20 protein-coding genes and 1 tRNA gene are annotated in these 23,008 nt (G+C 63.6%); 14 read left to right on the forward strand and 7 right to left on the reverse strand.

The genetic code is table 11. The features are described from left to right. The first annotated feature begins 189 nt into the window (after nucleotides 1–189). From gltB to pyk, 3 genes are all read left to right on the forward strand, one after another. Nucleotides 190–4,806, forward strand: coding sequence for a glutamate synthase large subunit (gene gltB / locus AC1MDG_RS08685; RefSeq protein WP_479808552.1), 4,617 nt, complete (start codon nucleotides 190–192; stop codon nucleotides 4,804–4,806). Then, nucleotides 4,799–6,256, forward strand: a complete 1,458-nt coding sequence (locus tag AC1MDG_RS08690; protein ID WP_043480647.1) for a glutamate synthase subunit beta — start codon at nucleotides 4,799–4,801, stop codon at nucleotides 6,254–6,256. The genes gltB and AC1MDG_RS08690 overlap by 8 nt, the downstream gene beginning before the upstream one ends. Before the next feature lie 73 nt (nucleotides 6,257–6,329). Then, the gene (pyk, locus tag AC1MDG_RS08695) at nucleotides 6,330–7,820 is read left to right on the forward strand and encodes a pyruvate kinase (RefSeq protein WP_043480648.1); all 1,491 of its coding nucleotides are present in this window, start codon (nucleotides 6,330–6,332) and stop codon (nucleotides 7,818–7,820) included. Nucleotides 7,821–7,979: 159 nt separating this feature from the next. On the opposite strand, the gene AC1MDG_RS08700 is transcribed toward pyk, so the two are convergent. Beyond that, on the reverse strand, nucleotides 7,980–8,585 hold the full coding sequence (locus tag AC1MDG_RS08700; RefSeq protein WP_011691554.1) for an ANTAR domain-containing response regulator: 606 nt from the start codon (nucleotides 8,583–8,585) through the stop codon (nucleotides 7,980–7,982). A 207-nt stretch (nucleotides 8,586–8,792) separates the two neighbouring features. Between AC1MDG_RS08700 and AC1MDG_RS08705 the strand changes: the two genes are divergently transcribed. Next, nucleotides 8,793–8,874: transfer RNA gene (locus tag AC1MDG_RS08705), tRNA-Leu, on the forward strand. A gap of 98 nt (nucleotides 8,875–8,972) precedes the next feature. Further along, nucleotides 8,973–10,091, forward strand: coding sequence for a tyrosine-type recombinase/integrase (locus AC1MDG_RS08710; protein ID WP_479808553.1), 1,119 nt, complete (start codon nucleotides 8,973–8,975; stop codon nucleotides 10,089–10,091). An 18-nt stretch (nucleotides 10,092–10,109) separates the two neighbouring features. Here AC1MDG_RS08710 and AC1MDG_RS08715 read toward each other — a convergent pair whose 3' ends face one another. Beyond that, complete coding sequence (locus AC1MDG_RS08715; protein WP_043480650.1) at nucleotides 10,110–10,355, reverse strand: hypothetical protein; 246 nt, start codon at nucleotides 10,353–10,355, stop codon at nucleotides 10,110–10,112. Nucleotides 10,356–10,413: 58 nt separating this feature from the next. Further along, nucleotides 10,414–10,689, reverse strand: a complete 276-nt coding sequence (locus tag AC1MDG_RS08720) for a winged helix-turn-helix domain-containing protein (RefSeq protein ID WP_479808554.1) — start codon at nucleotides 10,687–10,689, stop codon at nucleotides 10,414–10,416. A 229-nt stretch (nucleotides 10,690–10,918) separates the two neighbouring features. On the opposite strand from AC1MDG_RS08720, the gene AC1MDG_RS08725 reads away from it, so the two are divergent. Next, the gene (locus AC1MDG_RS08725; protein ID WP_454698186.1) at nucleotides 10,919–11,422 is read left to right on the forward strand and encodes a hypothetical protein; all 504 of its coding nucleotides are present in this window, start codon (nucleotides 10,919–10,921) and stop codon (nucleotides 11,420–11,422) included. On the opposite strand, the gene AC1MDG_RS08730 is transcribed toward AC1MDG_RS08725, so the two are convergent. Beyond that, nucleotides 11,376–11,699 (reverse strand): ArsR/SmtB family transcription factor, encoded by a 324-nt coding sequence (locus AC1MDG_RS08730; protein ID WP_209753282.1) that lies wholly within the window; start codon nucleotides 11,697–11,699, stop codon nucleotides 11,376–11,378. The two genes, AC1MDG_RS08725 and AC1MDG_RS08730, sit on opposite strands and share 47 nt — an antisense overlap. Before the next feature lie 311 nt (nucleotides 11,700–12,010). On the opposite strand from AC1MDG_RS08730, the gene AC1MDG_RS08735 reads away from it, so the two are divergent. The 3 genes from AC1MDG_RS08735 (at nucleotide 12,011) to AC1MDG_RS08745 (ending at nucleotide 14,685) form a co-directional block, all read left to right on the forward strand. After that, a complete protein-coding gene (locus tag AC1MDG_RS08735) occupies nucleotides 12,011–12,793 on the forward strand; it encodes an RNA polymerase sigma factor (protein WP_209753283.1) in 783 nt (260 codons plus the stop codon). Between the two features lie 453 nt (nucleotides 12,794–13,246). Next, on the forward strand, nucleotides 13,247–13,570 hold the full coding sequence (locus AC1MDG_RS08740) for a hypothetical protein (protein ID WP_479808555.1): 324 nt from the start codon (nucleotides 13,247–13,249) through the stop codon (nucleotides 13,568–13,570). Between the two features lie 14 nt (nucleotides 13,571–13,584). After that, complete coding sequence (locus AC1MDG_RS08745) at nucleotides 13,585–14,685, forward strand: C40 family peptidase (protein ID WP_479808556.1); 1,101 nt, start codon at nucleotides 13,585–13,587, stop codon at nucleotides 14,683–14,685. A 259-nt stretch (nucleotides 14,686–14,944) separates the two neighbouring features. On the opposite strand, the gene AC1MDG_RS08750 is transcribed toward AC1MDG_RS08745, so the two are convergent. Continuing rightward, complete coding sequence (locus AC1MDG_RS08750; RefSeq protein ID WP_479808557.1) at nucleotides 14,945–15,619, reverse strand: hypothetical protein; 675 nt, start codon at nucleotides 15,617–15,619, stop codon at nucleotides 14,945–14,947. 50 nt (nucleotides 15,620–15,669) lie between these two features. After that, nucleotides 15,670–16,761, reverse strand: a complete 1,092-nt coding sequence (locus tag AC1MDG_RS08755; protein WP_479808558.1) for a zinc-binding dehydrogenase — start codon at nucleotides 16,759–16,761, stop codon at nucleotides 15,670–15,672. Between the two features lie 522 nt (nucleotides 16,762–17,283). On the opposite strand from AC1MDG_RS08755, the gene AC1MDG_RS08760 reads away from it, so the two are divergent. Both AC1MDG_RS08760 and AC1MDG_RS08765 read left to right on the forward strand, forming a co-directional pair. Continuing rightward, the gene (locus AC1MDG_RS08760) at nucleotides 17,284–18,165 is read left to right on the forward strand and encodes a response regulator (RefSeq protein WP_479808559.1); all 882 of its coding nucleotides are present in this window, start codon (nucleotides 17,284–17,286) and stop codon (nucleotides 18,163–18,165) included. A 492-nt stretch (nucleotides 18,166–18,657) separates the two neighbouring features. Beyond that, entirely contained in the window at nucleotides 18,658–18,993 is a 336-nt protein-coding gene (locus AC1MDG_RS08765) for a hypothetical protein (RefSeq protein ID WP_479808560.1), read from the forward strand. Nucleotides 18,994–19,260: 267 nt separating this feature from the next. Here the strand turns inward: AC1MDG_RS08765 and AC1MDG_RS08770 are convergent, their stop codons facing one another. Further along, nucleotides 19,261–19,545 carry a hypothetical protein gene (locus AC1MDG_RS08770; protein ID WP_479808561.1) on the reverse strand — a complete coding sequence of 95 codons (285 nt, stop codon included), beginning with the start codon at nucleotides 19,543–19,545 and terminating at the stop codon, nucleotides 19,261–19,263. Nucleotides 19,546–19,790: 245 nt separating this feature from the next. On the opposite strand from AC1MDG_RS08770, the gene AC1MDG_RS08775 reads away from it, so the two are divergent. The 3 genes from AC1MDG_RS08775 to AC1MDG_RS08785 are packed head-to-tail and all read left to right on the forward strand — an operon-like array spanning nucleotide 19,791 to nucleotide 22,968. After that, the gene (locus tag AC1MDG_RS08775; protein ID WP_043480665.1) at nucleotides 19,791–20,078 is read left to right on the forward strand and encodes a hypothetical protein; all 288 of its coding nucleotides are present in this window, start codon (nucleotides 19,791–19,793) and stop codon (nucleotides 20,076–20,078) included. 12 nt (nucleotides 20,079–20,090) lie between these two features. Beyond that, on the forward strand, nucleotides 20,091–21,485 hold the full coding sequence (locus AC1MDG_RS08780) for a type IV secretion system protein (RefSeq protein WP_479808562.1): 1,395 nt from the start codon (nucleotides 20,091–20,093) through the stop codon (nucleotides 21,483–21,485). Then, nucleotides 21,478–22,968 (forward strand): SCO6880 family protein, encoded by a 1,491-nt coding sequence (locus AC1MDG_RS08785; RefSeq protein WP_479808563.1) that lies wholly within the window; start codon nucleotides 21,478–21,480, stop codon nucleotides 22,966–22,968. The genes AC1MDG_RS08780 and AC1MDG_RS08785 overlap by 8 nt, the downstream gene beginning before the upstream one ends. The last annotated feature ends 40 nt before the right edge of the window (nucleotides 22,969–23,008 follow it).

Genomic DNA, 23,008 nt, shown 5'->3' on the forward strand with positions numbered 1-23,008 from the left:
CCCTCCCGTCAGCACAGAGCTGCCGCCGGGTCAAGCCCAGGTCAGGGCCTGCGTAACTGTTAGTTCAGCAGGCCGGGCTGACCTACAATTTCCAGTAAGTAACACTTTGTTGTGCCCATCACACAGGCACCGCGAGTGGGGCCAACGTTGTCCCTTCCATACGCTCGATCAGGAGGAAGGACGTCTCCCATGACCCAAACTCTTCACAGCCCCAGTTGGTCCGAACCGAACCAGCCTGCAGCTGCCATGTCGCCGTTCAAGCGGTTTGCGGCGCTGCCGGAAGCCGGCGGGCTCTACAACCCGGAGCAGGAGAAGGACGCCTGCGGCCTCGCCATCATTGCCACGCTCCGCGGGGAGCCCGGCTATGACATCGTTGACGCCGCCCTGACCGCCCTGCGCAACCTTGAGCACCGCGGTGCCGTGGGCGCCGACGAGGGAACGGGCGACGGCGCCGGACTGCTGATGCAGATCCCGGACGAGTTCTTCCGCGCCGTCACCGAGTTTGAGCTTCCTGCACCCGGTCAATACGTCGCCGGTACGGCATTCCTGCCGGCGGAGCAACGCGAAGCCGATGCCGCCAAGGCAGGCATCGAAGGGCTCGCAGCCGATGAAGGCCTCACGGTCCTCGGCTGGCGTGAAGTCCCGATCGTGGCCGACCTCGTCGGCGCCATGGCTCGTGCCTGCATGCCGTACTTCTCGCAGCCGTTCTTTGCCTCCAGCACCGGGGAAGTGCTGGAGCGCAACGAACTCGACTCCCGGGCCTGGCGCATCCGCAAGCGCGCCCAGAACAAGTTCGGGGTGTACTTCCCGTCGCTGTCCTCCCGGACCATCGTCTACAAGGGCATGCTGACCACCGCCCAGCTGGAGCCGTTCTACCCGGATCTCTCGGACAAGCGCTTCAAGACCAAGCTCGCGATCGTCCACTCGCGCTTCTCTACCAACACGTTCCCGTCCTGGCCGCTGGCCCAGCCGTTCCGCACCATCGCCCACAACGGTGAAATCAACACCGTCAAGGGCAACCGGAACTGGATGCGTGCACGCCAGTCCCAGCTGGCCAACCCGCTGCTGGGGGACTCCCCGGAGGAGCTGTACCCGATCTGCACCCCGGGTGCGTCCGACTCGGCGTCGTTCGACGAAGTGGCCGAGCTGCTCTGGCTCTCCGGCCGCCCCATCACGCACTCGATCATGATGATGATCCCCGAGGCCTGGGAAAACCACGCCACGATGGATCCTGCCCGCAAGGCGTTCTACGAGTACCACTCCCTGCTGATGGAACCATGGGACGGCCCCGCCGCCGTCTCCTTCACCGACGGCAGCCTGGTGGGCGCAACGCTCGACCGCAACGGCCTGCGCCCCGGCCGCTACTGGATCACTGAAGACGGACTGGTGGTTTTTGCCTCCGAGGTAGGTGTCATCGACGTCGAACCTTCCAAGGTGGTCAAAAAGGGCCGCGTCTCACCGGGCAAGATGTTCCTGGTGGACACCGAGGCCGGCCGGATCATCGACGATGAAGAGGTCAAGGCCGAAGTCGCTGCCGCCAACCCGTGGGCGGAGTGGGTCAAGGACAACCTGATCGACCTGAACGACCTGCCGGAACGCGAGCACGTGGTGCACACGGCCGCGTCCGTGAACATCCGCCAGCGGACCTTCGGCTACACCACCGAAGAGCTGAAGATCCTGCTGGGTCCGATGGCCCGCACCGGTGCCGAGCCGCTCGGCGCCATGGGTTCGGACACCCCGGTTGCCGTGCTGTCCAAGCGCCCGCGGCTGCTCTTCGACTACTTCGTGCAGTCCTTCGCGCAGGTGACCAACCCGCCGCTTGACGCCATCCGCGAAGAGCTGGTCACGTCGCTCATGTGCGCGATCGGCCCGAACGGCAACCTGCTGGACACCAAGCAGGTGCGCCAGCCGCAGGTTTCGCTGCCGTTCCCGGTGATCAACAACGACCAGCTCGCCAAGATCGCCAACATCGAGACCGCCGACGGCGACAGGGTCGCCATGAAGGTCCGCGGCCTGTACCGCCCCGAGGGCGGCGAAAACGCCCTGCGTGCCCGCCTGACGGAAATCTGCGAGCAGGTCTCCGGCGCCATCAACCGCGGCGTGCAGTACGTGGTGCTCTCGGACCGCGACTCGAACGCCCAGTGGGCGCCCATCCCGTCGCTGCTGCTGGTCAGCGCCGTGCATCATCACCTGCTGCGCAGCGCCAACCGCACCAAGACCGCCCTGGTGGTCGAAGCCGGCGATGTCCGCGAGACGCACCACGTGGCAGTCCTTATCGGCTACGGCGCGTCCGCGGTGAACCCGTACCTGGCCATGGAATCCGTGGAACAGCTCATCAGCAGCGGAGACGTTGTTGGCGTGACCCCGCAGGACGGCGTCTACAACCTGATCAAGGGCCTCGGCAAGGGCGTCCTGAAGATCATGTCCAAGATGGGCATCTCCACGGTGGCTTCCTACACCGGTGCGCAGACGTTCGAAGCCCTTGGCCTCGGCCAGGAACTGGTGGACGAATTCTTCGCCGGCACGCACTCCCAGCTCGGCGGCGTCGGACTCGACGTCATCGCCGCTGAGGTGTCCGCACGGCACCAGATGGCCTACCCGGAGGGCGGCATCGAGCAGCCGCACCGTCCGCTGCTAGGCGGTGGCGAGTACCAGTGGCGCCGCGACGGCGAGCCGCACCTGTTCAACCCGGAGACGGTCTTCCGGCTGCAGCACGCCACGCGTGAACGCCGCTACGACATCTTCAAGTCCTATACCCGGGGCGTAGACGACCAGTCCGAGAACCTCATGACCCTCCGCGGGTTGCTGCGGTTCAAGACCGGCGTGCGTCCCGTGGTTCCGCTGGAGGAAGTGGAGCCCGTCTCCAGTATCGTCAAGCGCTTCTCCACCGGTGCCATGAGCTACGGGTCCATCTCCAAGGAAGCCCACGAGACCCTGGCGATCGCCATGAACCGGCTGGGCGGCAAGTCCAACACCGGTGAAGGCGGCGAGGACGTGGACCGCCTGCTGGACCCCGAGCGCCGCTCGGCCGTCAAGCAGATCGCCTCCGGCCGCTTTGGCGTCACCAGCCTGTACCTGAGCAATGCCGACGACATCCAGATCAAGATGGCGCAGGGTGCCAAGCCCGGCGAAGGCGGCCAGCTGATGGCGCAGAAGGTGTACCCGTGGGTTGCCCGGACGCGCCACTCGACCCCCGGCGTCGGACTCATTTCCCCGCCCCCGCACCACGACATCTACTCGATCGAGGACCTCGCCCAGCTCATTTATGACGCGAAGCGTGCCAATCCTTCGGCCCGGGTGCATGTCAAGCTCGTCTCCGAGGTGGGAATCGGCACGGTTGCCGCCGGTGTCACCAAGGCGAAGGCCGACGTCGTACTGGTTTCCGGTCACGACGGCGGTACCGGCGCCTCGCCGCTGAACTCGCTCAAGCACGCCGGTGTTCCCTGGGAGCTGGGGCTCGCAGAGACCCAGCAGACCCTGATGCTCAACGGCCTGCGCGACCGCGTGGTGGTGCAGGTGGACGGCCAGCTCAAGACCGGCCGCGACGTCGTGATCGCCGCGCTGCTCGGCGGCGAGGAATTCGGCTTCGCCACGGCACCGCTGGTGGTTGAGGGCTGCATCATGATGCGCGTCTGCCACCTGGACACCTGCCCGGTGGGCGTTGCGACGCAGAACCCCGAACTGCGCGCCCGCTTCAGCGGCAAGCCGGAGTTCGTGGTCAACTTTTTCGAGTTCCTTGCCGAAGAGGTCCGCGAGATCCTTTCGGAGCTTGGCTTCCGGAGCATCGAAGAGGCAATCGGCCACGCCGAAATGCTGGACACGCGTGAAGCGATCAGCCACTGGAAGGCCGAAGGGCTGGACCTGGATCCGATCCTGCACGGACTCGAGTTCGACGACGACGCCCCGCTGCGCAACCTGACCGGACAGAACCACGAGCTGGACAAGCACTTTGACCAGCGGCTCATCACCATGGCCGCCGAGGCGCTGACCGACCGCAGCCCCGTGAAGATCGCCGTGGACGTCATCAACACGGACCGTTCCGTGGGCACCATGCTGGGCCACGTCGTCACCAAGACGTTCGGTACGGACATCCTGGCGACCGACACGATCGACATCACGCTGACCGGCACCGCGGGCCAGTCGCTGGGCGCGTTCCTGCCCGCCGGCATCACCCTGCGCATGTTCGGCGACTCGAACGACTACGTGGGCAAGGGCCTCTCCGGCGGCCGCATCATCGTCCGCCCGGACCGCACCAACGTGTTCCAGGCCGAGAGCAACGTGATTGCCGGCAACGTGATCGGCTACGGCGCCACCAGCGGCGAGATGTACCTGCGCGGCCAGGTGGGCGAACGCTTCCTGGTCCGCAACTCCGGCGCCACCGCAGTTGTTGAAGGCATCGGCGACCACGGCTGCGAGTACATGACCGGCGGACAGACGCTGATCATCGGACGGACGGGCCGCAACTTCGGTGCCGGCATGTCCGGCGGAACGGCCTACGTGCTGGACCTGCGGACCACCCGCGTCAACAAGCAGGCGCTGGAGTCCGGCGAACTGCAGCTGCGTGAACTGGACGCCGAGGACCGCGACATCGTCCACGGACTGCTGGTCAAGCACGTTGAAGAAACCGAATCGCTGCACGCGCAGCGGCTGCTCGAAAACTTCGACGACACCGCAGCCCGCATTACCAAAGTCCTGCCGCGCGACTACGCGGCCGTATTGCAGACACGCCTTGACGCCATCGAAGAGGGCCTGGACCCCGATGGCGAAGAAGTATGGTCTCGAATCCTGGAGGTGACCGGTGGCTGATCCACGCGGATTTCTGAAAGTACGTCAGCGTGAAACCCAGCCGCGCCGTCCCGTTCCCGTCCGCATCATGGACTGGAAGGAAGTTTACGAGGCCCAGGAAAAGGGTGTCCTGAAGAGCCAGGCCGGCCGCTGCATGGACTGCGGCGTGCCGTTCTGCCACCAGGGCTGCCCGCTGGGCAACCTGATTCCCGAGTGGAACGACCTCGTATGGCGGGACAAGGGTGAGGAAGCGATTGAGCGGCTGCATGCCACCAACAACTTCCCGGAGTTCACCGGCCGCCTGTGCCCGGCTCCCTGTGAGGCGTCCTGCGTGCTGGGGATCAACCAGCCCGCGGTGACCATCAAGCAGGTTGAAGTGTCCATCATTGATGAGGCCTTCGACAATGGCTGGGTCAACCCGCTGCCGCCGACCCGCCTGACGGGCAAGACCGTGGCAGTGGTGGGCTCCGGCCCCGCCGGCCTGGCCGTGGCCCAGCAGCTGACGCGCGTGGGTCACACCGTTGCCGTGTACGAGCGCGACGACAAGATCGGCGGGCTCCTGCGGTACGGCATTCCCGACTTCAAGATGGAGAAGGAGCAGGTTGACCGGCGCCTTGAGCAGATGAAGGCCGAAGGCACCCGATTCCGCACCGGGGTCGCTGTCGGTACTGACGTGACCTGGGAGCAGCTCCGCCGGCGTTACGACGCCGTGGTGGTTGCCACCGGTGCCACCGTGCCGCGCGACCTGCCCATTCCGGGCCGCGAGCTCGAAGGCGTCCACTACGCCATGGATTACCTCGTTCCCGCCAACCGTGTGGTGGCGGGGGAGCAGGTGGAGAACCAGATCCACGCCAAGGGCAAGCACGTGGTGATCCTGGGTGGCGGCGATACGGGTGCGGACTGCCTCGGCACCGCGCACCGCCACGGCGCCGCGTCGGTGACCACGCTGGCGATCGGTAAGCAGCCGTCCGTGGAACGCACCCCGAACCAGCCCTGGCCCACATTCCCCACGCTTTTCGAGGTGGCGAGTGCGCACGAAGAAGGCGGCGAGCGGACGTACCTGGCTTCCACGGTGGAGTTCGTTGGCGAAAACGGCAAGCTCACGGGCGTTAAGGTTGCCGAGACCGAATTCGTGGACGGCAAGCGCCTCCCCAAGGCCGGCACCGAGCGGATCATTCCCGCGGACCTGGTGTTCCTGTCCCTGGGCTTCACCGGTGCGGAACCTGCCGGCATCACCGATCAGGTCCACGCCGAATTCGATGGCCGCGGCAACGTGGCGCGTGACGGCTACTACATGACCAACACCGAGGGTGTGTTCGTTGCCGGTGACGCCGGCCGCGGGCAGTCCCTCATCGTTTGGGCCATCGCCGAAGGCCGCGCCTGCGCTGCGGCGGTCGACAAATTCCTGATGGGAACCACGATCCTGCCTGCCCCGGTTGCCCCAACCGACCGGGCGATCGCCGTTCTCTAGTCACAAACGGGGGACCACGGAAGTTCACCTGCGGTATAACTCCATTCCAGAAACAGACCAATAGGGTAGGTATATGAGACGCGCAAAAATCGTGGCAACGTTCGGACCGGCTATTTCCAGCTACGAGAACACCCTCGCAGTTGTTGAAGCCGGCGTGGATGTTGCCCGCATGAACATGAGCCACGGCGACTACTCGGTGCACGACGTGACGTACGAGAACGTCCGCAGGGCCTCGAAGCAGCTCGGCAAGCCCGTGGCCATCATGGCTGACCTCCAGGGTCCCAAGATCCGCCTGGGCCGATTTGTTGACGGCCCGCACGAACTGGCCGTCGGCGACATCTTCACCATCACCACCGAAGACGTCCCGGGCACCAAGGACATCTGCTCTACCACGCTCAAGAGCCTGACCGACGACGTCAACGTCGGCGATGCGCTGCTGATCGACGACGGCAAGGTCGCCCTGCGGGCCCTTGAGGTCGACGACGTCAAGGTGGTCGCCCAGGTGACTGTCGGCGGCATGGTCTCCAACAACAAGGGCATCAACCTGCCCGGTGTTGCCGTCAACGTCCCCGCCCTGAGCGAAAAGGACGAGGACGATCTGCGCTGGGCCATGCGCCGCGGCGTGGACATGGTCGCCCTGTCCTTCGTGCGTGACGCCTCGGACATCAAGCGCGTCCACGAGATCATGGACGAAGAGGGACGCCGCGTGCCGGTGATCGCGAAGATCGAGAAGCCGCAGGCTGTTGACCAGCTGCACGAGATAATCGACGCCTTCGATGCGATCATGGTGGCCCGTGGTGACCTCGGCGTGGAGCTGCCCCTCGAAGAGGTGCCGATCGTCCAGAAGCGCGCCATCGAACTGGCCCGCCGCTGGGCCAAGCCGGTCATCGTTGCCACCCAGGTGCTCGAGTCCATGATCGACAACCCGCGCCCCACCCGCGCGGAGGCTTCGGACTGCGCCAACGCAGTGCTCGACGGCGCCGACGCAGTTATGCTCTCCGGCGAGACGAGCGTGGGCAAGTACCCGATCGAAACCGTCAAGGTCATGGCCAGGATCATCGAATCCACCGAGGTCCACGGCCTCGAGCGCGTGCCCCCGCTGGGTACCAAGCCCAAGACCCGTGGCGGTGCCATCACCCGCGCCGCCGTCGAGATCGCCGACCAGCTGGATGCCAAGTACATCTGTGCATTCACCCAGTCCGGTGACTCGGCACGCCGCCTCTCCCGCCTGCGTCCGGTCCGGCCGGTCTTCGCGTTCACTCCGGTGGAGCACGTGTGGAACCAGCTTGCACTGACCTGGGGCATCCAGCCGGTCCTGGTTCCCATGGTGGACCACACCGATGAAATGACCGCCCAGGTGGACCGCAGCCTGCTGGAACTGAACCTGGTGGAAGACGGCGACCTGGTGGTCATCGCTGCCGGTTCCCCTCCCGGAAAGGCCGGTTCGACCAACTCGCTGAAGGTGCACAAGGTGGGCGACCTGACCGACACCGGTCGCTCCGGTGAAGGCGTCAGTAACAAGGAAAAGCTCGGGCCCTGGCCGGAAAAGAAGAAGAAGGCCTAGTACGTCTCCTGCGTGCGGCGAGAGCCGCACGCAGAACAAAAGGGAGGATCCCCGCCGGTTGGCGGGGATCCTCCCTTTTGTCTTGCTGCTAACCCGGTGGTGCCGGGTGGCAGGCGCCCGGCGGGCCGTCGTCGTACGTGGCCTGCCGGGGCCCTGAGGTTAGTTGACCTGGTTGATGATGGTTTCGGCGACCTCGCGCATGCTGAGGCGGCGGTCCATGGAGGTCTTCTGGATCCAGCGGAAGGCCTCGGGCTCGGTGAGGCCCATCTTGGTGGTGAGCAGGCTCTTGGCGCGCTCTACGAGCTTGCGGGTGGCGAACTGCTCCTGGAGGTCCGAGACCTCGTTTTCGAGCGCCTTGATCTCCTCGTGGCGGGAGAGTGCGATTTCCAGGGCGGGGATCAGGTCCGCGGGGGTGAACGGCTTGACCACGTAGGCCATGGCGCCGGCGTCGCGGGCGCGCTCCACGAGTTCCTTCTGGCTGAAGGCCGTGAGGAGGACCACCGGGGCGATGCGGGCCTTGACGATCTTCTCGGCTGCCGAGATGCCGTCCATGACGGGCATCTTGACGTCCATCAGGACGAGGTCGGGCTTGAGTTCCTCGGCGAGCTGGACGGCCTTCTCGCCGTTGTCCGCTTCGCCGATGACGTCATAGCCCTCGCCCCGGAGGATTTCGATGATGTCCAGGCGGATAAGGGTCTCGTCCTCGGCGACAATAACGCGGCGCGCCGGCTGGGTGTTGGGGTTTGACTCCGTCTGTTCTGACACGGGAACTCCTTGAAAGGTACGGCGGGAACTAGTCCATCTTAGTTGTGCCCGCCGTTGTACTTGGAACTGCATGGGTTCGTTGCGGCTTCACTGGCGCGATTCTGGAATTCAGCCTATCTGCATGTAGAGTAATTCCGCGCACTGGAAGCGATCGCGTTGCTCACAACGCTGCTGTGAGCCTAAGATTGTTACTTCCGTGTAATCCGCGCCCGAGTGGCGGAATTGGCAGACGCGCCGCACTCAAAATGCGGTATCGAAAGGTGTGTGGGTTCGAGTCCCACCTCGGGCACAGTGTTTCCGCAGGTCAGCGGGGTTTCAACCCCCAGAGTGTGCACAGAATCGCGTTTTTGTGCACACGAAGCCTAGAATTTTAGGCATGGCCAGCATTTGGGAACGGAAAAAACGGATGGATCGACATCCTTTACGGTCCGCTGGCGGAACCCCGAGACGCGAAAGCAAGAGGGGATCACCCTCGCTACGTCGGCTGAAGCCCAGACGCTGAAACGGCTCCTGGACGCGAACAACCAGTCCTTCGAAATCGCACAACACGCCATGGTCAAGAACCAGACCAAATCTCCCACCGTGGCGGCAGTGATCCAGGAACACATCGACCTTCTTGTGCGCCCGTCCGTCGGGACTGTCCACACGTACCAAACGATGTTGAAGCTACACATCGCGGACGTCATCGGTCATATTCCTGTCGACAAGCTCGACTACCGACACCTGACCTACTGGATCAAGACGATGCAGAAGAAGGGCAGATCGCCGAAGACCATCAAGAACAACCATGGCCTCATATACGCGGCCATGGAGACAGCGGTTATGCTCCGCTACCGGAAGGACAATCCTTGCCGCGGCGTAAAGCTCCCGTCAGGTGAGAAGGCAGAGGATGAGGCCCGGTTCCTGACGCACGCCGAATTTGGGATGATTCTTGAGTCGATGGGGGACCGGTACAGGGCTTTTACTGAGTTCCTGGTTATGACTGGCACACGCTTTGGCGAGGCCACTGCCGTGACCGTGGCAGATATGGACCTGATGTCCAAGCCCGCAACAATTCGGATCAATAAGGCATGGAAGCGCGGTACTGATTCCGAGTACTACATCGGTGCGACCAAGACGGGCGCCGGCAAGAGGACGGTGTCACTGAACCCTCATTTGGTGGAGGTGCTCATTCCATTGGTGGCCAGCCGGCCCGGTTCGGATCTCTTGTTCACCACCCCTAAGGGTGAGCGGATCATTCACAAGCTGTATTGGCATCACTATTGGGTTCCCGCAGTCAAGGCCGCGCAAGCCCGTGGGTTGACTAAGTCGCCCCGGATTGACGACCTGCGCCATACCCACGCGTCCTGGCTGATTCAGGACGGAGTTTCCTTGTTCACCGTGTCCAGGCGGCTGGGGCACGCCTCCACGCGTACTACGGAGGAAGTGTACGGCCACTTGATGCCTCAAGCTCTTCAAGATGCGGCGGACGCCGTTGAGCGGTCCGCCGTTGTCTGGCGTGGCTAGCGGCGGCACTCGCGCAAACTATGAGTATTTCTGTCGCGCCTGGGCCCGGGTGCCGATCATTCGGACGGAGGCGGGGGATGTACTCGTTGACCGGACTTCACGCAGCAGGGCAATCTCCTTCAAGTGGACAGACGTAAAGACGATCTTTCCCTTGCCCCACACAGAATGCGGAAACTCTCCTTTGGCGGCCCCGTCGCGGAGCCAGGCTTCTGAGCACTTAAGGACCGAGGCGGCCTCGGCCGGTTCGAAGAATTCGAGTTTCATGCCTTCTTCGGTCCTTTCGTGATTTTGCTGCGACAGTGGCTTGAGGCTGAGTCCTGCCCTAGTTCATTGGAGCAGGACCATCCGGCTGCATGACCGGGCAGTGGAAAGTCGCTGCAAAGTCATCGGCCTGGCGCTGCACTTGTTCCGGAGAGGCCGTGAACTGGCTCAAGGCTCGTTGGACGAGACCGGCGTTTCCAAGGACGTTGAGCTGCCGGCGGATGGTCGACGGCGAGGCCTGCAGGCCGGCTCCGATTTCGCTGCACGTCGACGGGCCGTTCTTGAGTAAGTAGCGGACTATTTGGCTTCGCGTTCGGTTCATCAGGATGTTCGACATGGAGACCGGAACCTAAGGAATGAGGGAAGTCTTTGGTTGTAGACGGGTCTACAGCAGAAGGTTACGCCTGCTGTGGTCATGATGGAAGGGCCTTTTTCTGCCCATGAATTCTCCAAGGCGCGGGTACCCTGATTGCCGAGCGGTGAGACTCGCGGAATACTGGGCAGTAGGTGGGCCGAAGGTAGCTGGCGGGGCCACCGGTGTTGACGTTGCTGATCAAGGGGCGGTTATGCGGATTGACGAGGCAGGGCATGGTGAGGGGCTGTCGCCTCAGGCCCAGCTTGCCCGTCGACTGAACCTCTTGCTTGACGTTGTAGTTGCCGAGCGTGGGAAACCGGTTACGTTCCGGGAGGTTCAAGCGGACCTTGCCGGCAGGGGCATCAAACTGTCGCGCGCACGGTGGTTCTACATGAAAGAGGGGACTGGCCGCCTAGTCAGCGATCCTGTGTTGCTGGCTGGCCTCTGCGACATCTTCAAGGTTGACCCGTCTTACCTGGTTGGCGATGACACTGCCTTGCCGGAGCGAATCGATTCGCAGCTTGAGTTCGTCAAGTCCCTCCGCGCGGCACGCGTGAAGACCTTCGCCGCACGAACACTTGGGGACGTATCACCGGAGACGTTGCAGGCCATCTCGGAGTATCTCAACAAGGATATTGGCCGGCACCCTGGTGGGGAACGGGCGGCGGCTAGCCCTCCAGAAGATATTCAAGATGAGCCGCCAGCAGCTCCTTGATCCGTTCCGGGTTGGCTGAATAGCGCGGCGAGCGGCCGTGACGACGGCCTGGTTCCACGTCGACTAGGATTGCGCCCGATTCCTCCAGTGCGAGCAGGTGCTTGGCTACGCTCGGTTCGCCGGCGCTGACAGATGCCGCAATGTCCCCACGGGAAGCGGGGCCGTGCGCCGATAGGTAGCGGAGGATCTCGTTCCGTGATCGGTTGCCAAAGGTCGCGACGGCGGCCTCGACGTCGGCCGACCAGGCGTCGTCATGAGGCTGCGTAATCCTTGGCATGGAACCATTCTTATCTACAGTTCGAAGAAAAGTAAGACTCGTCGTCTTGACGATACTTTAATTATCCTTGAGAATAGTTTGCATAGCCTTATTGCATTCGTGGTCGGCCCTGGTTTAGCGGCCATTCTTGAGGTGTCGGGCATGCCGCCACCGGACTTATCGGAAGCGTTTAGTCGAAGCGGTGAAGACCAATGCGAGTCGAAGCCAGAGCAAATCAGGCCCAACATGACGAACCAAATGCAGTTACCGTTGATGTTTCCCTGCGCACACCACCAGCGCCGGCAGTGCTGGCAGTCCCGGTGGATCAGATCATGGTCGCCGTTGACGGTGTGCGCCGATATGTCATTTCGCATCTGTCCCGGCTCGGCAGGGCCTGCGACGTGGACGACGTTATGCAGGACATCCGGGTTGCGGTGTGGGATGGAGTGAACCGAGGACAATATCGCCAGCTTCCGGGAGTCCCTTTCGGTGCCTGGGTCCAAGGAGTGTGCATCAACGTGTGCGCCGCGCACATCCGCCGGGAGCTGAGCCATCCGACGCTGCCGTTGCTGATTGAAGCCGGAGATCCGGACGGATCGGCGTCGCTCGATGCTCTGGCGATGCTAGTTGTCGGCGGTGTGGATCGAAGTGCTGAGAAAATCATCGACAAGGAATGGGCGCGAAAAATTATCCAACTGACCGGGGCAAGTGTGCCGGACGGCGTTTGGGAACTTGCCGTTGACAGCCTGACCGGGCCACGCCAGTACGGTCCGCCTTCGCCGCAGGACCGGCGCCGCTGGCATGCGGCGACGGTGGTGCGCCAGACGGCAAGGACTGTTCAAAGCGCGCTGGAGGTTGAGCCGCAGGAGATCCGTAACATTGGGGACGTGTGCCAGCGTGCGGCAGAATGCCTGCCCACGCCGGTACTCCGTCGAACTGCGGCAACCATCGTTCGTACGGGTGTTAGCGGGCCGGACCGCGCCAGGGCGTTGGCGGCGTTGGCCGCCGAACTCGGCGTTACGGAGCGCTATGTTGCCGTTCAGATTGGATTCGCCCGGCGTCTGTATCAAACGGCCTGGCGGATTCTCCAGAGTGCAAGGCGACCTCCACGCTAAGTCATGTCCTCAGCCGCTCAAATTGCTATGAACTGGCGAGGAGGGGGAATGACGTTGACCCGGAGAATTGCAACGCCTGGCTCAAGCAGCCGACGGCGATCGTTGTTCGTAGGGTTCGTGGTTGTGAGCGTGGCGACCGTGTTGTTCGTTCTGACTCGGCCAAACCCGGGGCCAGCAGCTGAGCCGGGTCCAGCGCCGTCGACGGCGCCGACTCCCCAGAGTTCGGCGACCTCCCCCACTGGGCCGCAGTCAGAGGCGCTGACGACGGCTCCCCGCGCCGTCGAAGGACCCGACAGGTATGGCCCGCCCCGCACAACGGACTTCCGCAAGCTGGCATCGGCGGCGGCGACAGCGATTTACACATGGGACACGCGTAGGGCGTCGTACTCCGAGGTGTACTCCGGCCTCCGCAACTGGTGGCATGTGCTCCCTGACGGGTCCAATCCTCTGGCCGTGTTTGTCCAGGAGTTCGAGGCGACCGGGATCAATGCTGGAACCTATCAGTATCTGGCCGGGCAGCAGGCGTTCCGTTCGGCCGGGGTCGAATCCATGATGTGTGATAGTGAGCTTGCCAAGGTGCGGGAGCGACCGGCGCCATGGGTTGGTCTCCATGTTTGCACGGTCTCTCTTCGCGTCTTGGACCAGTCAATTTCTGCCCACAACACGTATACGGCCCCGGTCAGCGTCATGGTCAACTGTCCGCCAGCCGCCAGTGCTCCTTCGGATCATTGCATCATGGTCGGCTTCTACGCCGCGCCGAACAGGATCGTCTACTAATGCCGGCTCCGGCGATGCTGGCCGTCCTGGCAAGGCGCCGGATCATCCTCCGGGCTCTGGTGGCCGCTACCACTGCCGTGATCCTGGCGGGTGCTTTAGCGCTCTGCGCGGCCGTTGCAGTGCTCGGCGCCAACGCGACGAGCATCGGCTCGATCTGCTCTTCAGCAGGGGTGAGTGGTCAGCGAGGCGCTGACGAGGCTGGTGCTTCGGAGGTTGGCATTAGCAGCGGGGCGCCGGTCAACCTGACGGCCCGGCAATTGAGTCTAGCGAGAGACTACATATCAGTCGGCCGGCAGTTGGGCGTGCCTCGAGATGGCCAGGTCATTGCAATCATGATGGCCCTGCAGGAATCCAGCCTCAGGCTGCTGGCCAACGTGAACGTCCCAGAATCTCTCAACTACCCGCATGACGGTATCGGAAGCGACCACGATTCTCTTGGCACGGCCCAGCAACGTCCAGCGGCTGGCTGGGGGAGTGTCGAAGAGCTGATGGATCCCATCTATAACGTACGGGCTTTCTATGGCGGACCCTCTGGTCCCAACCAAGGGAGCCCTCGCGGGCTGCTGGACATCCCTGGATGGCAATCCATGAGCAAAGGCCAGGCTGCCCAGGCTGTTCAGGTGTCGGCGTTTCCCGAGCTCTATGCACGATGGGAGCCGGAAGCCTCGGCCATCGTTGATGCACTCGACGGTGGGGCGGCACCTGCTCCTTGCGTCGATACGCCGAGCGCCTCAGCGCCTTCAACAGGGTCGGCAGATCTGAGCCAAATCCGAAAGGATATCCTGCGGTTTACTCGAGATGGCGTCGGTGGATCCTATGTGTGGGGCGGGACGGCCTTCAAAGCATGGGACTGCTCCGGCTTTGTCCAGTGGATCTACAGGCAGGCCGGAATCAACCTCCCGAGGGTCGAGCAATGGAGGGTTGGTAAGCGGACTGACAGTCCCCGTCCAGGAGACTTGGTGGTTCAAAACGCTCAAGGGCCTGACAACTGGGGTCACGTTGGCATCTACGCCGGCGACGGGATGATGTACAGCGCCCTCAACCCCTCTGTGGGGACGCTGCTGCACCCGATCGCTTGGAATTCAGGTACTGCGTACTTTGATCTCTTGACCTGACCTGTTGCACACAGTTAGCAGCATGACTGAGTGTGCAGCTGTAGGAGACTAACCACGACGCTGACACTCGCGGGAAGGTATGCAGACAACGTCCTGTCACCGGGCAATGCGCTGGCTGAGTCTTGGGAACGTTCCTCGAAGTGTGACTCGCAGCGCTATTTGTCACCCTTCAGCCCGTAAGGGGATGAGGATGGAGCCCTTGATCGTCGTCATGATGTTCTCTGCTTTCATACCACGGGCGCACCTGCGCGCCCTGGTTTCACGCCCCGGCCGCACCGTCGTTTTGCGGGTCGGGGCGTCGGAGTTCGTGGGCGAGCTGGCGCAGCGCCATTCGACGGATGAAGGAGCTGAAGGGTCCGACGAGCGCCCAGTAGCGGCGGAACCGGCGGCGGCTCTTTTCGTCTCTGATGGCGACACGCGTCTCAACGGTCACGATCGAGGAGCCGGTCCCGTAGGCATCGATCCTCAGGCCCGCGGCGATCTTGGCGTACCCTGGCTGGCTGAAGCCGGCGAACTGCTCGGGGGTGGTCGGCAAATCTGTGGAGACTGCGACCGACTTCCAGGGCCGGCTCACCTGACCCAGGGCCAGCTCCGCACCCGGGGTCTCACCGAGCAAGATCCAGCCCAGACCGACCATGTCCTTGAGCCGGAACGTACCCCGGGACGCTCCGGCGCCGTGTGTCCTCCCGCGTTCGCTCACGGTCTCGGCCACACGTTGCGGCAGTGACCGGAGGCCAAGCAGGGCCCGGGCCAGCGGGGCTTGGAAGAGGTCCATATCGCGGGCCGCCTCATAGCACTCGGCAGGAGGTGCCCGGAAGACGTCTGCGTGCACGATGGAGAGGTCGTATTCCGGCAGGAACTGGTCCATGAGCAGCCGGGGGCCAGCTGTGCCTCCAGCACCTGATTGGGGCGGTTGCGCCTGTGCCGCGCTCATGAGGGGATCCCTTCGTCCAGATATCCGGCGTCTAGCTGCGCCAGCGCCTGTCATCCCTCTGCGGATTCCGCCGGCGACGCGATCAGTACGAGGGTGCCGATGGCGTCTCCGCCCTCCAGCAGCATGTGGGCCCGGGCCGCCTCCGCCAGCGGGAGGCGGCCGGCGATCACCGGGCGAATCCGCCCGGCCTCGAGCATCTCGTAGAGGGTGGCCCAGGCCGCCATCAACGGACGGCGGTCAAGCCGCCACAGTCCTGTGCTGTAGGACCGGATCCTCGCCCCGCGCCCAGTCAGGTTGTGGCGAACTGCCCGGAGCAGCAGGCGCAGCGTCCTGCCAGGGCTTCCGGGATTGGCGTACTCCACCAGCACACCCCCGGAGCGGAGCACCGTCAGGGCATGCTCCACCCACTCGCCGCCCACCCCGTCGAGCACCGCGTCCAACCCCTCAGGCTCGAGACGCCGCATGGCGTCCACGGCGTCCACGATGTCCGCACGCCGCGAGCCGAGGGGCACCACCCCGTGGTCGGTGAGCCAGGGGTACTTCGCGGCGTCGGCGGTCCCGTACATCCTCAATCCAAGTAGTTGACCGAGCTGCACTATGGCCGTGCCGATTCCACCGGCTGCCCCGGTAATCAGGACCACCTGCCCGCGCTGGATCCGGGCAGCACGGGAGAGCGCCTGGTGGGCAACCAGGTAGTTCAGGGCCACGGCCACCACCTCACCCGCATCCAGGCCGTCGGGGATCCGCATCATCGGGTGCCGGCGCACGAAGACGTACTCTGCGTATCCGCCCGTCTCCGTCAGCACCACCACCCGATCACCAGGTGCGACGGCGGTGACGCCTTTTCCCACGGCGTCCACCACGCCGACCGCGGTGTAGCCGGGTGTGAATGGGAACCGTGGCGGATATGTCGATAGTCCTTGGCGCATTTGCACATCGACGGCACTCACGCCGCAGGCCTCGACCCGGACCCGCGTCTCACCCCTTCGGGGTTCCGGCAGCGTGCGGCGCACGACCTCCAGTACCTCCGGGCCGCCCGCCCGGACCGCGACTACGCTGCGGTACTCCGCAGGTACCGACCACTGCGCTGTGGAGTGCGACGGGATCGCGTGCATCCCGATAAATGCCCGCACAGCTGCCATGAGAACCTCCAGGAGCACGATCTAAGGAGTGAGAGGAAAGAACCCACTGCGTGGTCCCCTCCACTGTCACAACTCTCGGAGGCGCAGACTAGGGCCATTCGCCTCCACGCACATTTCAGTGGAAGCGGGCTCCTGACCCAGATCAAACGCATAAGCGCGACGAAGCACAACGTTCCCCGCCATGGCACCTCCGCTGGCCCTCTTTTTCCGTTGGACACCGCCGGTGCGGGATCCCTATTCCAATGACCAAGGAAACCGCTGCAGGTTAGCGGGGAGGCGGGACTGTTTGCGAGCAGGAGTGACACGAGTAGGGGACGAGGCTTCTTCCCCTGGAGGTGTCTGGTTGCTGTCTTCTGAAGGCTGATAGGTCTAGCGTGGGCGGTGAGGGACGGCGTGCATCCGCGCGCTGGTAGCAGGCACCGGATGGGGATCCGGTCAGGTTCGTCTTCGCAGTAGTGAGGTCGGCGTCAGGAAGAGTAACAGCGCCTTTTCGGTCTCCAGAGGCGAAGGAACGGAACGGCAATGATGGCTGCCCGGGACACCCGGTCGAGGCACGCCTCGACCGGCCAGAGCGTGTACGTCCTGAACGACGAAGAGGTTGTGAGGCGGGGCCTGCGGCAGCTGCTGGAATCCCATGGGCTCACCATTGTGGGGGAGTCGGGATCCGCCTGTGAAGCCGTCCGTCGGATCCCTGCCCTGCGCCCGGATCTGGTCATCCTGGACGATGTTCTTCCGGATGGTTCCGGCGCCGGCGTGTGCCGGGCCGTCGCCGTCGCGGACGCGGCCATCCGGTGCGTGCTGATCACCGGAGAGATCGACGAAACCGTGCTGATTGATTCCATCCTGGCCGGAGCATGGGGGTGTCTGTCGCAACAGGATGACAACGCGGAGCAGCTCAGGCTGATCCGACGCGCCCTCGACGGGCACACCGCATACAGCCGCCGTTTCCAGCCCGCGCTCTTGGCGCCGTTCCCCTGGCTTGGGGCGTACCGCCCGGATCAGAGGCTACTGAGCCTGTCCAGACAGGAAATGAATGCTGCCATCGGTCTGGGGAGAGGGCTGACCAACCTCCAGATCAGCCATGAGATGTCTCTGGCGGAAAAGACCGTTAAGAATCTGGTCTCATCCGTGCTGATGAAGCTCGGAATGGAGCGCAGGACACAGGTGGCAGTGCTCGTCAGCGGTACGCTGAGTCCCTCGGAAGATCCCGCCCGAGGCGGTTACCGGTCCAGCAGGTTCCCGGACTTGATCACCGAGGTCACCGCAGCACTGCTGGACTTCACCAGCGAGGCCGGCGTCGTGCCGCCCACGAACGGCACGCGGGAAGAAGGGGTCGGCCGGCTTGCCGACGCACTTGCCTCGATCCGGACCCCGCTGACGATCATCCGCCCGCTGCCAAACTAGCACTAGGAGCCCGGAGCTTCCGGGTCATGCCTGCCAGGAGAGGCCCGGGGCCTTGGCCTCTGTGCCGAAGCCCGGGGCGTGGCGCTGACTGGGTCCCCGGCGCTGCGCAAAGTTCGGACTATGTTAGGCAGCAGCCGAACCGGGGTTTCTCCCTGGCGCGGTTTTTGGGGCGTTGAGGGGAAACCATGGCGGCAAGACTTCGGGCCGATCATGCTTTGAACACCAAACCCGCCCATGCCGACCTGACCCCCAACGCCAAACGCCCGCATGCGTTCTCCCCAGAAGACATCGACACTGCGGAAGCCTTCGCAACACAGGCTTCAAGGGCTCTGCTAATCCAGCCGACGTAACCCTATACCGGGAGGTCGGCAGCAGCAGGAATAAAACATACCGGCGCCTCTGACAATGGCGGAGACGACCTCACCGTCCGCAGCGGGCGAGCTCGGGATGAGAAGCCTTTACACCGTACCGTCCGGGAGCGACCATTGGTGGATGATCACGCCAAAGGAAACCCTGACCGTTGCTCTTGAAGACATCGGCAATACTTCATGGTGGGTCAGGATTCTGACGATTCTCGGTTCCCAGTATGGAAGCACCCAGCAGCGTTTCGTAGGACAGGTTAACGGGAAAGCCCAATATAAGAGCTCTACGTTTCCCGTTCCAGGATCCGCCGGACCGGTGGCCCCTCAAGAGCAATGGGCTCCGGGCATGACTGCGGCGCTGGAAGAGCTGCAAAGGGACCTGGCCAAGGATGGCTGGGGACAGATCTCTCATGGCAGGGAACCTTGGTCACTCACTTATGTGCGCGAGACCCCAGCTCTTCCGTAGACTGCGGTTCGTCGGCACCGACCGACGAACTCCCCATTCCTGGTCGCATTTGGCCCACCTTTGTCTGTGCACAGGATTTCCGCCCGGTCAGGGTTGCTTACTCTCTCGTGCGCACGGATGGGTGACATTTTGGCCCTGAGTGCCTGAAGCCCGATATTCCGCCGGCAAGGGTTCGGATTCAGCCGCTTCTGGTAATTCCCTGAGGATTGGCGAACCCCATCTTGGGTAACGTGGGGTGCCGTTTCACACTCAGGATGGCCGCCTTTGCTACAGCCCGCTACTGCCATGCCACTCGTCGGCCTTGACTCGCCTGATGCTCGAAGCATGCGCCCATCCAATCCGGTACTTGCCGGAGCTATCAAGCCACTCAACCAGCCCGTAACTCGGCGTCCAGGCAACGGCCTTGCCAAACACTTCGCCTACCTGAACAAGAGGGCGGCCGTACTTTGGGAAGTCCTTGATCTGGGCAGGATCATCGATCGGACGGCTTTGCTCGGCTTCCATGCGAGCCATCATGCGCTGCGCGTCATCCGGAGAGCCATGCTTGATCACAGCAATAACTATAGAACATATATTCGAATGCATCCTGGCCTGTAGCTAACAGTCTCCCTTTTTGCGCTTCGCAGGCGGGGTACACACCGAAGCGGGGCTAGGTCTGCCGGATCCCACCCTAGGTGAGCGGACATAGGCCGCGCAGATGGTCCAGGCCTTCGGTCATGTCGCCCCGCCCCGCCACCCCCATGAAGTCGTGAGCCCAAAACCCTCATTCCCCTGGAAGACGACAGATGGAGCGCGCGATGTTTCTGGCAGCGGTGGACCCTGGCATCACCCCAAACACGAACTTCCCCTTTCTCGAATCGCTCAAGCAGATTGGCGGAGGCATCCTTGTCGGCGCCTTCATCGTGATCGCGATAGTGGCGATCGTCGGAGCCGCCATGCTCCTGGCCGGAAAGCTCAGCCAGTCATCACGGCTCGCTTCCGGCGGCGGCATGATCCTGCTTTGGACAGGACCGGTGGCCGCGATACTAGGCGGGATCAACGGATACATCCTCTGGTCCCAATCGGCGTTCAATCTCGGATTTTAGGTCCCGTCAGTAATGCCGGTTCAGTGCGACCTGGACGGGTGGTGGCCGCCCGGTTGCGGTCTCGTCTCGCAAGCGAACGACGGCGTCCAAGGTTCCATCACTTCGTTCTTCGCGAACATTCTCCAAAGCACGGCATCCTGGATCTGGTCCTTCATCACTGGTGCCTTTAGTGTCTCGGATGTTGATGATTCGCAATGGACGGCCGTCGAAGGTCTGACGAGCTGGTGGGTTGTCATCATGATGACGCCACTCGTCGTTGCCATGATCCTCCAGCTGCTGTCCGGATTGATCAGCCAACAGCCCCGGCGCTTAGTGCGCGCCCTGGTTGGCGGTGCTGCCGCCATTCCTCTGGTGGCCGGTGCCGTTTACCTCGTCCGCCAGCTCACCAAGGTGGGCGATTCTGCAGCTTCGGCACTCCTCGGCTCCACGGGGACGGATCCCTATCTGGTGTTCATGCGGCTCTTTGGCTTCGAACGGGCCCCGGCGGAATCCGGCAGGGAATGGAACGTCGTGTCGTTGGCCCCGGGAACCAGCGGCGGTGCGGCCGGGGCCGTCGTCGTCACCGTGATGGCTGTCATTGTCGTCTGGGTCCTGGCCTTCATTCTGATGTGTTCGATGATCTTCCGATCCTTTGCGCTCATCGTGCTCGCCGCTGTTGCTCCAGTCGCTCTCATGCTGATGCCGTGGGAGAAGACGAAAACCTGGGCCCGTCGGTGGTGCGAGATCGTCGTTGCCTTGCTGCTCGCTAAACCTCTTGCCGCGACTGTGCTGGCCGTGGCCATCAAGCTCTTTGCCGAGTCGAAGTCGTTCGCCGGGCTGGCCGCTGGCGTTGTGGGCATGGCTCTGGCCTGCGGTGCGCCTCTGATGTCACTGCGGCTGGTGAGTTTCGCCGGAGGCGAGCTGGCCGCAGCCGCGCAAACTGCCGGTGGCGGTCACGTCCTCTCTCGGACCTCCAGCTTTACCGCCCGGCAGATCAGCCGCCAGACCGGTGGCCGTTTCACTTTGGCAGGGATTGCTGGTCGTTCGTCGATGACCCGCCCAATCCAGTCGAGTCGTCACCAATTTCCCACCCGCACCCTGCCGGCGGGTGCCCCTCTTCCGGGAAGGCCAACGGGTGCGACGCCGTCATCGGCGCCAGCTGGCAACGCTGGTGCGTTGATGCTCGACGCCGGCACCACGACTTCCAGCCCAACCTCGCCTCGGGCAAGTGGCGCACAGCCGCACCCCGTCCCGGGCGCATCAGCCTCCGGAAGCAGAAGTGGCGGCAAGTCCCCAACCGAGCCACAACGGCCACCGTCACCGTCGAACCTACCGAACGGCGCGCCTCCGATCACCCCGACGGCAAATCCTCCCATCCACCGGCCACGAGTCATCCAGCCCCCAACCGACGGTGATTTCCATGTCTGAAACTTCACGCACCCTCGAGGCAGTCAAATTCCCCCGCTACGAGCGCCGCGGCTTGTTCATGGGACTGAAGTGGTATCAATTGCTGCTGCTCGCGGCCGGCGTCGTGGTGGCAAGCCTGGCATCGGCATCTCAAGGACCGATCGGCTTGTTCGCGTCGGGACCGTTGTGGCTCGTCCTGATGCTCCTCGGCCTGCTGCAGTATTCAAGGATTCCGTACCCGGTATGGGCCAGCCATGCCGTCCTGTTCTTCTACCGATCCGTAGCTGGACAAACACGGTTTCTCACCAGACCTGAACGAGCAGTCCTGGCTGGGCGGCTGGCGCTTCCGGGAGGGCTGGGGAACCTGGAATTGCGTCGGACTTCGCGAGGGGAGTGTTTCATCGTGGACGCCCGCGGCAGGGAGGCGATAGCCGTACTTCGCTGCAGCACCCGGTCATTTGCGCTGTTAGACAGCGACGACAAAGCATGGGCCGTCCAGGCCTGGTCCCGCGTACAGGCAGGGATGGCCCAGCGGACAAGCCTCGCGAGAATCGCCGTGCAGGACTTTACGGTTCCGTATCCGTCCACCGCCCTGCGGGACTTCTACGAGATGGCGTCCCCGCGGCCGACGGGCGCCTCCAGCGAACCCACTTGGGGTCAGCGCGCCTACGAGGATCTGATTTCTGCAGCCGGGTCCACGATGAGCCACGATCTCCTGATCGCACTTGTGGTGGATTTGGCGAAGGCCCGACGTCGGATCAGAGAGTCGGGCGGGGGACTCGTCGGTGTTGAACGGGTGCTTCGTCTGGAGGTCGAGGCCATGACCACCGCGCTGGGGACTCACAGCGTCAAGGTGGAGGAATGGCTGCCGGAGGGCGGAATCCTCGACGTCGTTCGGGGTGCGTTCGATCCTGCCGCCGTCGCAAGCCGAGCAAGAAAACCGGCCAATACAGAATCACAACCTCGAGATACCGTGCCGACCAATCTGCCGGCGGGGCCCATGGCCGTGGAAGAGCACTGGACATACGTACGAACGGATTCCGGTTTTCATCAAACGTTCTGGATCGCTGAATGGCCACGGCAGAAGGTGCTACCGGGCTTCCTCCATCCGCTGATCTATGTGGGCGACTTCCGGCACACGGTGACGGAGGTGATTCGGGCCGTGCCCACAACCGAGGCGCTGCGGGACATCCGTTCCGCCCAGGAGGCCCATGAAACCAGGCGCCGCATCAACACCCGCTTCGACAGGCCGCTGACCCGCGAGCAACGGGCTGAGGAAGAAGAGGTCGCCCAGCGCGAAGAGGAGATCGTCGCAGGACACGGAGACGTAAGGCCCGCTGCCTACGTGACCGTTACTGCAGGGACCTTGGAGGAACTGGCCCGCCACCGGCAGGAACTGGAGTCGGCGGCCGCGGGAGCTTTCGTCGAACTGCGCCTACTGGCCGGGCAGCAATGGGCTGCATTCGTCGCCGGTGCGCTCCCGTTCGGCAGGGGGCTGCGATGACGCGGACAAACCAGTCGGTTGAATACTTGCCGTCGGGAGT

The sequence above is a fragment of the Arthrobacter sp. AIWTK1 genome (assembly GCF_056680535.1).